Origin of the sequence: Cytobacillus oceanisediminis (assembly GCF_022811925.1) — a bacterium.
Lineage (GTDB): Bacteria > Bacillota > Bacilli > Bacillales > Cytobacillaceae > Cytobacillus > Cytobacillus oceanisediminis_D.
Window position 1 is genome coordinate 1,669,599 of record NZ_CP065511.1, and the last position, 12,636, is coordinate 1,682,234.

The 12,636-nt window shown below is 39.6% G+C and carries 10 protein-coding genes and 1 other annotated feature; of the genes, 9 read left to right on the top strand and 1 reads right to left on the bottom strand.

The window, feature by feature from the left end:
• Positions 1–86 precede the first annotated feature (86 nt).
• From opp4B to IRB79_RS08645, 3 genes are all read left to right on the top strand, one after another.
• The gene (gene opp4B / locus IRB79_RS08630; RefSeq protein WP_243508095.1) at positions 87–1,052 is read left to right on the top strand and encodes an oligopeptide ABC transporter permease; all 966 of its coding nucleotides are present in this window, start codon (positions 87–89) and stop codon (positions 1,050–1,052) included.
• 12 nt (positions 1,053–1,064) lie between these two features.
• Entirely contained in the window at positions 1,065–1,985 is a 921-nt protein-coding gene (opp4C, locus tag IRB79_RS08635; protein WP_243508096.1) for an oligopeptide ABC transporter permease, read from the top strand.
• 509 nt (positions 1,986–2,494) lie between these two features.
• Positions 2,495–3,241 carry a YjbA family protein gene (locus IRB79_RS08645; RefSeq protein WP_243508097.1) on the top strand — a complete coding sequence of 249 codons (747 nt, stop codon included), beginning with the start codon at positions 2,495–2,497 and terminating at the stop codon, positions 3,239–3,241.
• Between the two features lie 138 nt (positions 3,242–3,379).
• On the opposite strand, the gene trpS is transcribed toward IRB79_RS08645, so the two are convergent.
• Positions 3,380–4,366: a tryptophan--tRNA ligase gene (trpS, locus tag IRB79_RS08650; protein WP_243508098.1), complete on the bottom strand. Its 987-nt coding sequence runs from the start codon at positions 4,364–4,366 to the stop codon at positions 3,380–3,382.
• A 110-nt stretch (positions 4,367–4,476) separates the two neighbouring features.
• Positions 4,477–4,696, bottom strand: a binding site (T-box leader).
• A 611-nt stretch (positions 4,697–5,307) separates the two neighbouring features.
• On the opposite strand from trpS, the gene IRB79_RS08655 reads away from it, so the two are divergent.
• The 6 genes from IRB79_RS08655 to IRB79_RS08680 all read left to right on the top strand — a co-directional run bounded on the left by IRB79_RS08655 (position 5,308) and on the right by IRB79_RS08680 (position 12,524).
• Positions 5,308–6,954 carry a peptide ABC transporter substrate-binding protein gene (locus IRB79_RS08655; protein ID WP_243508099.1) on the top strand — a complete coding sequence of 549 codons (1,647 nt, stop codon included), beginning with the start codon at positions 5,308–5,310 and terminating at the stop codon, positions 6,952–6,954.
• Positions 6,955–7,048: 94 nt separating this feature from the next.
• Positions 7,049–7,984 (top strand): ABC transporter permease, encoded by a 936-nt coding sequence (locus IRB79_RS08660; RefSeq protein WP_243508100.1) that lies wholly within the window; start codon positions 7,049–7,051, stop codon positions 7,982–7,984.
• On the top strand, positions 7,984–8,901 hold the full coding sequence (locus IRB79_RS08665) for an ABC transporter permease (protein WP_370224732.1): 918 nt from the start codon (positions 7,984–7,986) through the stop codon (positions 8,899–8,901). The genes IRB79_RS08660 and IRB79_RS08665 overlap by 1 nt, the downstream gene beginning before the upstream one ends.
• Positions 8,902–8,913: 12 nt before the next feature.
• Positions 8,914–9,981, top strand: a complete 1,068-nt coding sequence (locus IRB79_RS08670; protein WP_243508101.1) for an ABC transporter ATP-binding protein — start codon at positions 8,914–8,916, stop codon at positions 9,979–9,981.
• Between the two features lie 2 nt (positions 9,982–9,983).
• Positions 9,984–10,919, top strand: a complete 936-nt coding sequence (locus tag IRB79_RS08675) for an ABC transporter ATP-binding protein (protein WP_243508102.1) — start codon at positions 9,984–9,986, stop codon at positions 10,917–10,919.
• Positions 10,920–11,318: 399 nt separating this feature from the next.
• The gene (locus IRB79_RS08680; RefSeq protein ID WP_243508103.1) at positions 11,319–12,524 is read left to right on the top strand and encodes a putative glycoside hydrolase; all 1,206 of its coding nucleotides are present in this window, start codon (positions 11,319–11,321) and stop codon (positions 12,522–12,524) included.
• Positions 12,525–12,636: the final 112 nt, after the last annotated feature.

Sequence of the window (12,636 nt, forward strand, 5' to 3'; positions counted from 1 at the left end):
AACCTGTATTCCTTGAGGGATTTTGTTCTCCCAAGGAATACAGGTTTAACCAGCGAATAAATTTTTGTTTGGTAAGGGGAATGGAAATGCTACAGTACACAATTCGACGACTCATAGGTATGATTCCAATAATTTTCCTTATCTCAGTAGTGGTTTTCACACTGGCGAAGCTAATGCCTGGTGATGCACTATCTGGAAAAATTGACCCTTTAAACTCAGATCCGGAGTATATTGAAGAAATGCGTGAGCAGATGGGATTGAATGATCCTATTCCTGTACAGTATGTCCGCTGGATGAGTGGTGTGGTCCAAGGAGATTTTGGAGATTCATTTGTTCATAAGCGCCCGGTTATGGAATTAATTGGTGACCGTTTGCCGAACACAATCATTTTAGGAATATCAGCACTAATTATCACTTATTTATTGGCCTTTCTAATGGGAAGATACTCTGGGCGTTTTGCCTATAGCATGGGCGATTATTTAATATCAGCTTTTAACTATCTAGCACTTGCAATTCCCAGCTTTGTTGCAGCTTTGGTTGCCATTTATGTTTTTGCCATCAATCTTGGATGGGTTCCAGCCAGTGGAAGTATCGGCAGCGGGGTAGAAGCAGGAACATTGGAATATTACTTAAGTAAAGCAAAACATACAGTATTGCCGGCTATTGTCCTGGGAGCCATGGCTACAGCCGCATACACACAGTTCTTAAGAAATGATATGATCGAAAGCTCTCGCAAGGATTATGTTCGTACAGCAAGAGCTAAAGGTACGAAAGAATCTGCGATTTATAATAAGCACATTCTAAGAAACTCAATCATACCTATTGTTACTTTACTTGGATTCGATATTGCCAATCTTTTTGGAGGGGCAATTATTACAGAAACTATTTTCACATACCCTGGCATCGGTTATTTATTCGTAGAATCAGTTAATGCACGTGATTATTCTGTCATGATGGCTATAGCCATGATGCTTACAATTTTGACCCTGATTGGAAATTTAGTTGCAGATTTACTATACGGTCTAGTAGATCCGCGTATTCGTTTAAGTTAGGTAGGTGAGAGTATGGAACCATCAATTTCACAGCAAACTTCGCCTGGTTTAGCAGAACCTGTTAAACCGCCGAAGAGTCAATCACCATGGGCTCTCGCCCGCCGCAAGTTTTTGCGCAATAAAGTGGCAATGATCAGTCTGGTCTTCCTGCTGCTGGTCTGTGCAATGTCCATATTGGCTGAGCCGCTAACTATGCCGGTTGAGGAGACAGCTAAGATCAATTTAACACAAATGAGCAAAGAACCATCTGCTGATCACTATTTTGGCACCGACAAGTCAGGCAGAGACGTTTTTGCCAGAACTCTGCACGGCGGCAAGACTTCACTCTTGCTTGCATTCTCTATCACGCTTGCTGTTATTACTATTGGTACTCTTGTTGGTGCTACTGCGGGATATTTTGGCGGCTGGGTCGATAATGCCCTAATGAGATTCACAGACTTTATGATGAACTTCCCATTCCTGCTATTTGTTATCGTATTAAAATCAATTTTTATCGAATCAAGTACAGGAACCCTTATATTCGTAATAAGTGTACTCAGCTGGACAGGAACTGCCCGTCTTGTGCGAAGCAAGGTCATGGCTGAGAAGGAAAATGAATATATTATGAGTGCGGTTTCCATCGGATGCTCTGCACCAAAGACCATTTTTAAACACTTGCTGCCGAACGTAATGTCAACCATTATCGTTCAGGCGACCATTACACTGGCAGCGATGATTGTAGCTGAGACAGGCCTAAGTTTCTTGGGATTCGGTGTTCCGATCAACATCCCTACCTGGGGGAATATGCTTCAGGAAGCAAGAAGTCCGGATGTTTTAACCAGTAAATGGTGGATATGGATTCCGCCAGCTGCGGTTTTAACGTTTACCATCCTATCGATCAACTTCATTGGAGAAGGCTTAAAAGATGCCTTCAATCCTAAATCCAACAGATAGCAAAGAAACGCCTACAATCAGGCGTTTTTTTTGTTGTCTACAGGACAATAGCTTGTACATATCCGAACAAATTCCTTCATATATATGTAAAAAAAGACTGGGAGTGAGTTTATGGCAGCATTAAATCCTTTTGGGACTCACGCATATAGTAAAGAATATGTTATTTAGGGCATTTTGGCTTTTAACCGGGTTTGGGATTTCTGTTTCAGGAGGAGTCAGTGTAATAGGGTATTTAAATTTGCTTACAACTGGACATACCTTTAAAGAATATTTCAATTTTATTATCTCGCGTCCAGAATGTTATTTGCTTCCGATCGGAATCATTATTATAACTCTAAGCATATATTTTCCCTATTCAAGTGTGAATGAATAAAGGGAAGGTATTTATTTCAGCAATGTCATTTCAAAGTTTATTACAAAAAATGGATTGCGAGTGCAATATAGGAATAAATTTACTGCTTACTGCCCATACTGAGTGACAAATAGTTTGTTGAAGTGGGGGTTGAAAAATGTTGTATCTTCATGATGTTTGGGTGAATTGGTTTGAAGGAGAAGAGAATGGATACAATGTATGCCATTTTCATGAATGGAGAAAAGATGACGGCGTAGAACTGCTTGATCAGGTTCCGCTGCTGAAGCTTGACCCGGTTCTTTTTAATTATATTGAAAATGATCTTTCTGAGCTGCCACAACAACTGCTAGATGATATTTATCAAAAAGCTTACTTAAGGAAAAATCATGAACGCATTCAATTGGAGTATTGCTTTGTTGTATCAGATGGGACAGGCATATTGGCAGTCGATACGATCGGCTACAATATCCCTATCAGGAAAAGCAGACTTATCCCCCGGCAGGAGCAGCTGGCATATGAAATGCTTGAAAATCACGAAGCGGCAAACTACTCATTTAATGATCAAACAGCATTAAAGGAATTTCATATCCTTTCTCCATCTCCGGATTTGATGGCAGGCCTGACGAGAAAAGAAAGACAGCTTAAGCAGCTGCTGTTTATGGCGCTGGATCAGCTTCACTCCTCCAAAAATGATGCTGAGATCCGTTATTGGTATACGGAGTGGAGCCCGGAACGCTATTCGAAAATACAGTCAATGAATTTCGAAGAGGCATGGTATGAACTTTACGATGAAAGTAAATACGGCTGGTCAGGTAAACACGAAAAGTTTTGTGAAAATTTAATAAAAGGACAGCCGTTTTTTGAGAAGTTGTGGGAAATGGAGCATGGTCCAAAAGTGAATTAGTTTAAAATAAAAAACAGCCAAAAGGCTGTTTTTTATTTAAGGAAAGGAATGTATAAATTCTAAACTTAGATAACTGTCTAGCTCCAGGCGCCATCGGCTCGAGGTCATAAGCCGATAAGCGGGCGCCTTCCGCTTTTCTTATCTCTTTCGGCCGAGTCCCATGGCACTTTCCATTTTTTTTATCATTTTGTATGCAGACTTATTCGCTTTTTCAGCTCCCTGATCAAGAACAAGATCAAGTTCTTCCGATTCCATTAGCGCATAATATTTATCCTGAATAGGCTTAATTGCTCCAACAACAACATCTGACAGGCCGGCTTTAAAATCTCCATATCCTTTGCCTTCGTATTCTTTTTCGATTTCCGCAACAGTTTTCCCTGAAAGGATTGAGTAAATGGAAAGGAGATTGGATACTCCCGGTTTGTTTTCCTTATCATATTTAACAATGCCTTCAGAATCTGTTACGGCACTTTTTATTTTCTTTTCAATTTGTTTTGGATCATCTAATAATGATATAAATGACTTTTTATTGGGATCAGACTTGCTCATTTTCTTTAATGGATCCTGAAGGGACATAACCCTAGCGCCAGCTTTGGCGATTCTTACATCAGGAATAGTGAAGATGTCGTTGTACTTCTTATTGAATCTTTCTGCAAGATCGCGAGTTAATTCCAGGTGCTGCTTTTGATCCTCTCCAACAGGAACCAGGTCAGTGTTGTATAGAAGGATATCTGCAGCCATCAGAGGGGGATAGGTCAGCAGTCCTGCAGATACAGCATCTTTACCTTCTGATTTGTCTTTGAACTGGGTCATGCGTTCGAGCTCACCGATGTAAGAAACACATTGCATCATCCATCCTGCCTGGGCATGGGCTGGAACTTCCGATTGGATGAATAGGGTGGATTTTTCAGGATCGATTCCAACAGCCAAATATAGAGCTGCCAGGCTTCGGATGTTTTTTCTTAATTCCAGTCTGTCCTGGGGTACTGTTATTGCGTGCTGGTCAACAATGCAAAAATAGCAATTGTAGTCATTCTGCAGTTCAACAAATTGCTTCATGGCACCGATGTAATTTCCAAGGGTAATTGTCCCGCTGGGCTGGATGCCGGAAAATATAGTTTTCATGTTTTTCCTCCTTTAATCGGCTTAAAAGATCATGAATTGACAGGCAGTGAAGAGCAATATTTGTGCTGTAAGCATAAAAAAGCATAAAAAAGAACCATTCATCCCTATAAAATAGGGACGAATGGTCCGCGTTGCCACCCTAATTACTCAAATACTGAGTCACTCTGCCCTATGCAGAATAATGCATAGGTCCCCGATAACGCAGGGAAACGCCTGAAAAATTCAGAAGCTCAAAAGTCCATTCGATTTACCGGGCTGCCTGTTTGCACCCTCCACAGACTCTCTGTTAAACCCTCAGTAAATGTACTACTCTTTTTTCATTGCCGACTAGATAATTAATTTATATTTGTATTATATAATAAGTTAAACTATCCGGATACAAAAATCAAGCTAATAAAAGGAAAAATGAAAGTCATCGATAGCCTCTATTTCAAAGCTGTATTTCACAATATATGGGTGATAATTCCTATTAAAATAGCAAAAATCTTAAAAGAAAAAATTTTTATAATCTCAAAAATCTTAATTTATAAGACTTTTTGACGAAAAATGTCATACTCGATTGGATTGCATGTACAAAAGCCACTTGCAATAAGTTTTTAAACTATTTATAATAAACGTAACAAACATAATCTTTACGAATTTGTTACATTTAAAACAAAACTATATCACTCCAGATAGCGAGAGTATGGTGCATATTGAGTAAGTTTATAGCTTACATATTATAGATTCATTCTTTTGATCTGAATTGTCAGAATATAAGGATAATCTATCTTTAAGAGAATATAAACTTGCTTTTTTTGTTGCCTTTTAAATAGTCTGCAAATTTTTTAAATTTAATTAACAGACTATTTGAGCAATATATCTGGGGCGCACAGTTGTGTTTTTTGTGAAAGGCAAGCGTAAGGATATTGTTTGAGGAAATTAAATAGGGGGTTACTACCGTGAACAAAAGATTATCGATCTTTTTTAGCATGCTGCTTGTGCTAAGCATGTTCCTTGCTGCATGCAGCGGCGGCGGAGACAATGCTGATGGCGGCGACAAAGGCGGAGATGACGGCGGAAAGTCCGATGTACCGCAGGAACTACGAGTAAATATCAACACTGAACCACCATCTTTAAACCCAGGTTTAGCACAGGATTCAACTTCTGGAACTGTTCTGCGAAATGTCTTAGAAGGTCTTACTCGCATCAGTCCTGAGGGCAAACCTGAAAATGCAATGGCAGAAGACATCAAAGTTTCTGAAGATGGAAAAACTTATACTTTCACAATTCGCGATGCTAAATGGTCAAATGGCGACCCTGTAATCGCTAAAGACTTTGAATATGCTTGGAAATGGGCATTAGATCCTGCCAACAACTCAACTTATGCTTACCAGCTTTACTACCTTGAAGGCGCTGAAGCATTCAACACAGGCAAAGGTGAAAAGGATGCTGTTGGTGTTAAAGCTGTCGATGAGAAAACTTTAGAAGTTAAATTAGTAAACCCAACACCATATTTTGAAGAATTAACTGCTTTCTATACTTATCTGCCAGTTAACAGCAAGATTGCTGAAGCTAACCCAGAATGGGCAACTGACGCTGGTGAAAATTTCACTACTAACGGTCCTTTCCATTTAGCTGAATGGGCTCACAGTGACAAGATCGTTCTTGAGAAGAGCGAAACATACTGGGATGCTGAAACAGTTAAGCTGGACAGCATTGAAATGATTATGATCAATGATCCTAATACTGAATTATCTATGTTTGACAACGGCGAACTAGATTGGGCTGGAGCTCCAACAGGTGCCCTTCCAACTGACGCTATGCAGGCTCTTAAAGACGAAGGCCGCTTAGTTACTCAACCAATCGCAGGTATTTACAATTACAAGTTTAATACAACTGTAGAACCATTTAATAACGTTAATATCCGTAAGGCATTTGCACATGCTATCAACCGTCAGGAGCTAATTGATAACATCCTTCAGGGTGAACAGCTTCCAGCAATGGCGATTGTCCCTCCATCAATGTTTGAAGAGAATGAAAAAGGTTATTTCTCTGACAATGATGTAGAAAAAGCAAAAGAATATTTACAAAAGGGTCTTGAAGAGCTTGGATTGAAAGATGCTTCTGAACTTCCAGCTGTAACTCTTTCTTACAACACTTCTGAAGCACATCAAAAGATTGCCCAGGCAATTCAGGATATGTGGAAGCAGAACCTTGGTGTTGAAGTAACTCTAGATAACTCAGAGTGGAATGTATATCTTGATAAATTAGACCAAATGGATTACCAAGTGGCTCGTTTGGGCTGGTTGGGTGACTTTAACGATGCAATCAACTTCTTAGAAATGTACCGTGACGCTGATGGCGGTAACAACAATACTGGATGGGAAAGCAAAGAGTTCCAGGATCTGCTTGCTAAATCTGCAACAGAAACTGACCCTGAAGCACGCCAGCAGTTATTGAAGGATGCTGAAGCAATCTTCATGGAAGATATGCCAGTAGCTCCAATCTATTTCTATACTAACAACTGGGTACAGGCTGAGAACCTTAAAGATGTTGCAGTATCCGGTCTAGGTGATGTCCAGTATAAGTGGGCACACTTCGAATAAACATAGCTAACTTTACGAAAGGTATATGGGATGCTCAATCCCATATACCTTCGTTTCTGATTAAGGCATTGTAATAAATTGGAGGTGTTTGACAATGGCGAAATATATTGGAAAACGCTTGGTGTACATGCTTCTGTCTCTTTGGATGATTGTTACAGCAACGTTTTTCTTCATGCGCATTGCACCCGGAAACCCTTTTGCATCTGAGAAAAAACTTCCTCCCGAAATTGAAGCAAACCTGAATGCCCACTTTGGGTTGGACAAGCCATGGTATGCACAGTATTGGGAGTATCTGGTTCGAATTGTCAATTGGGATTTTGGCCCATCATTTAAATATAAAAGCCAAACTGTAAACGACCTGATTAATGATGGTTTCCCTGTTTCATTTCTTCTTGGAATGGAAGCCATTTTTATCGCCATTGCAGTAGGAGTTCTATTAGGAATCATTGCGGCATTAAAACACAATAGATGGCCGGATTACACAGCGATGATTGTAGCTGTATTAGGTATCTCTGTACCTTCCTTTATTATGGCATCATTCCTGCAATATTTCCTGGCAATAAAAATGGGTATTTTCCCTGTAGCACGATGGGAATCATTTATGCACAGTGTTCTTCCAGCCATTGCACTGGCATCAACACCGATGGCATTTATAGCCCGGTTAACTCGTTCCAGCATGCTTGAAGTTCTGGCGAATGATTATATTAAGACTGCTAAATCAAAAGGTTTAAGTAGTGGAGTAATTACAGTAAAACATACAATCCGTAATGCGCTTTTACCTGTTGTAACTTATATGGGACCATTAACAGCAGGTATTTTAACAGGAAGTTTCGTTATTGAAAGAATCTTCGGTATTCCTGGACTTGGTGCACACTTTGTAACAAGTATCAACAATCGTGATTATACGGTAATTATGGGTGTAACAGTTTTCTACAGTATTCTGTTGCTTGTATCTATTCTCCTTGTTGACATTGCATACGGAATCATCGACCCACGCATCAAACTTGCTGGCGGGAAGAAAGGAGAGTAATTATGCAGATTTCGAAAGATAAGTTCAAGTTAGTCGGAACACAGCTTGGTGAAGCCGAAAAAATTTCAAAGCCTAGTCTTTCTTTTTGGAAAGATGTATTTATTCGATTTCGAAAAAACAAGCTTGCCCTGTTTGGATTAGTATTATTAGGACTGCTAATCTTCATGGCAATCTTTGGACCATATATGACTCCATATGATTATGCATCAAATGATCTGGGCAACAAAAACCAGCCGCCTTCTTCTGAACACTGGTTTGGTACAGATGATCTGGGCCGTGATGTATTTGCCCGTACATGGGAAGGTGCACGAATTTCCATTTTCATTGGAGTTGCTGCAGCTGTAATTGATTTAATTATTGGTGTGCTTTGGGGTGGTATTGCCGGTTATAAGGGCGGACGCACAGACGAGGGTATGATGCGCTTTGCCGATATTTTATATGGTGTACCTTATTTATTATTAGTAATCTTGTTAATGGTTGTACTTGGACAGGGATTGTCTACTATGATCATTGCAATGTCCATTACAGGATGGATCAATATGTCCCGTATTGTACGCGGTCAGGTGTTATCTCTTAAAAATCAGGAATATGTCCTGGCAGCCAAAACGCTTGGTGCAAATACAAGCAGAATTATGGGCAAACACTTAATTCCAAACTCAATGGGACCTATTCTAGTCACAATGACGCTAACGATCCCTTCTGCTATTTTTACTGAAGCATTCTTAAGCTTTATTGGACTTGGATTAACACCGCCTATAGCGAGCTGGGGAACAATGGCCAATGATGGATTGCCGGCTATGCGTTACTACCCATGGCGCTTATTCTTCCCTGCTACGTTTATCTGTTTAACGATTTTTGCTTTTAACGTAGTTGGCGATGGCTTGCGTGATGCTCTAGATCCAAGAATGCGTAAATAAAGGAGTGAGAACATGGAAAAATTACTTGAAGTAAAAAATTTAGAAGTCTCATTCCAAACATATGGAGGTACAGTAAAAGCAGTCCGGGGAGTCAGCTTTGACCTTCATAAGGGAGAGACGCTTGCGATTGTTGGTGAATCTGGTTCAGGCAAAAGTGTTACTTCCCAGTCTATTATGAAATTAATACCTATGCCGCCAGGCCGAATTTCAGGCGGGCAGATCCTGTTGAATGGTGAAGACATCGTACCAAAAACAGAAAAACAAATGGAAAAAATTCGCGGTAAAGAAATCAGTATGATTTTCCAGGATCCGATGACGTCATTAAATCCAACGATGAGAGTTGGAAATCAGATAATGGAAGTGCTGATTAAACATCAAAATATGACGAAGACTGATGCCAAAAACAGAGCAATTGAATTACTGAGACTTGTTGGTATTCCGATGCCTGAGAAAAGAGTTAATCAATATCCTCATGAATTCTCTGGCGGTATGAGACAGCGTGCAATGATTGCGATTGCTCTTGCAGCCAATCCAAAGCTGCTTATCGCTGATGAGCCGACAACAGCTCTTGACGTTACTATTCAGGCGCAAATCCTGGAGCTTATGAAAGATCTTCAAAATAAAATGGATACATCCATTATCTTTATCACGCACGACCTGGGTGTTGTTGCAAATGTTGCTGACCGTGTAGCTGTAATGTATGCTGGCCAGATTGTTGAAATGGGCACTGTGGATGAAATTTTCTATGACCCGCGTCATCCTTATACATGGGGATTGCTTGCATCAATGCCAAGCTTAGAAAATGATGATAAAGCTGAATTAGCTGCGATACCTGGTACTCCTCCGGATCTGACGAATCCTCCAAAGGGAGACGCATTTGCAGCCAGAAATCAATATGCACTTGCAATTGATTTTGAAGAAGAGCCGCCGATGTTCCAAATTTCAGAAACACATTTTGCAAAAACATGGCTTCTTCACCCGGATGCTCCAAAGGTTGAGCCGCCGGAAGCAGTAAAAAGACGTATGCGCCAATTATCCTCCACATTTGAAAATCCTGTATTAGTGAAGGAGGGAAAATAATAATGGCAGAAAAATTGCTCGAAATTAAAAATTTAAAACAGCATTTTAATGTAGGACGTCCAAATATGGTAAAAGCAGTTGATGGGATTACTTTTGATATTTATAAGGGAGAGACCCTTGGACTTGTAGGTGAGTCTGGCTGCGGTAAATCAACTACTGGACGAACCATTATCAGATTATACGATGCAACAGATGGTCAAGTTCTTTTTGAAGGTGAAGATGTTCACGGCAAAAAGTCTGCAAAAGAACTAAAAAAGTTTAACCGGAAAATGCAAATGATTTTCCAGGATCCTTATGCTTCCTTAAATCCGCGTATGACAGTTGCCGATATTATTGCTGAAGGCATCGATATCCACGGTTTGGCAAAGAGCAAAAAGGAACGTATGGAGAGGGTTTATGAGCTTTTAGAAACAGTCGGTTTGAACAAAGAGCATGCTAACCGTTACCCTCATGAATTCTCAGGCGGACAGAGACAGCGTATCGGGATTGCCCGCGCGCTTGCGGTTGACCCTGAATTCATTATTGCCGATGAGCCAATTTCTGCATTGGACGTTTCCATCCAGGCTCAGGTAGTAAACCTTATGAAAAAACTGCAGCGTGAAAAAGGATTGACATACCTGTTTATCGCTCATGACTTATCAATGGTTAAGTATATCAGTGACCGCATCGGTGTTATGTACTTCGGTAAACTGGTAGAGCTGGCACCAGCTGAAGATTTATATAACAATCCAATGCATCCGTATACTCAATCATTGCTGTCAGCTATTCCGCTTCCGGATCCAGAAACGGAACGTTCCCGCAGAAGAAAATCCTATGATCCAGCAGTTCATAATTATGCTGACAATGAAAAGCTGGAAATGCGTGAAATTACTCCGGGACATTTTGTTTACTGTTCTGAAAAAGAGTATAACGAATTAAAAGCCCAATATGCCAAATAACAAAAAACGATCTCAACTGAGATCGTTTTTTACATCCTGGAAAAGTAAGTGTTTGCTAAACTTATGCTAATCCTTTTTTATAATAAAAAGGAGTTGCCAAGATGTAAATTACTCAGTCAAATATGTAGAGAGTAGAAATATCTCTTTAACACGTTTATTCGCTAATGTAAGCTTTAGTATATAATACAACATTTTCTAGAATATTACTATTATAATTTTCGATTATTTATATTTTTCCGTCAATTTGTTTAATCAAACAGCATTTTAATATTTTTTAATAATATTGGTTTAAAGAACACTAATAAAGATAATTTAGTATAAATATAGTTCTTAATTCATTGAGATAATTTTATAATGGAGGTAACAACAAGCAGAACTTCAATAAAGGGGGCATCACATTTGAAAAAGTCAGTACATTTTGCTGCTGCCTTAATGTTAGTGTCAGGTCTATTCATTTCTGCCCAGCCGGGGGAGGCAAAAGAACAGGAAAACGAGGAACCAGGCCGAAATCCGCAAAGGGAACATGTTTCGCTTGTAAAGGCGCTGCCAGAAAAAATAAGCCGATTTCAATTTGATTCCGGCTATCATTTTCAATATCCTGATGCTGTAAGGGGGATATATGTTACCGGACATTCTGCAGGCGGCGCAAAGTTTAATAACCTGGTGAAATTGATGGAAGATACCGATTTGAATGCGATGGTGATTGATATTAAGGACGATTGGGGAAATCTTACTTATATTCCGGAAGAGAGCTCACCATATAATGATATTGGAAAACCTTACATAAAGGATACAAAAAAAATCCTGAAAGTCATGGAAGAAAAACAAATTTATCCGATTGCACGGGTAGTTGTTTTCAAAGACTCTGTCCTGGCAAATAAAAAGCCGGAATGGTCTTATAAAGAAGGAAATACAGTATGGAAGAATGGCAGAGGTGAATCATTTGTAAATCCATTTTTAAAAGAAGTTTGGGATTACAATGTGGGAATTGCAATTGAAGCTGCAAAAATGGGATTTCAGGAAATTCAGTTTGATTATGTTCGGTTTCCTGAAGGGTTTGAACACCGCGAGAGCTCTTTGAAATACAGTATGGGTGAATATGAAAATCTTAGGATTGAAAATGTTCAGAAGCGTGTAAGTGCAGTTACAGACTTTGTTGAGTATGCAAGGAAGCAGCTTGAGCCATATGGAGTAAAGGTATCGGTTGATATCTTTGGTTACACGGCTACCCTCCCTGAAGCTCCAGGAATTGGTCAAAATTTTTCTAAGATCTCAGAACATGTAGATGTAATTTCTTCTATGATATATCCAAGCCACTGGACTTCCTATTTCGGAATTGCCAAACCAGATCTGGAACCTTATAAGCTGGTTTCTGAATATGCAAAACTTGAGAATAAGAAGTTGGAAGAGTTGGATAGTCCACCTGTTTCAAGACCGTGGCTGCAGGATTTTACAGCTTCATATTTAGGAGCCGGAAATTATAAGAGGTATGGAAGAGCAGAGGTTGAAGCTCAAATAAAGGCACTGAACGAACAGGGAATTCATGAATTCCTTTTATGGAATGCGGGTAATTCGTATACGCCAAAAGTGGATTATACACCATAAAAGCCAGAAAGAGGCCGATTATTTTGGCCTCCTTCTGGCTTTGTTTATCAATTAATTAAGTTACATATCATTTGACACCAATCTTGAATACGGTATCATAGTATAGAGGCAT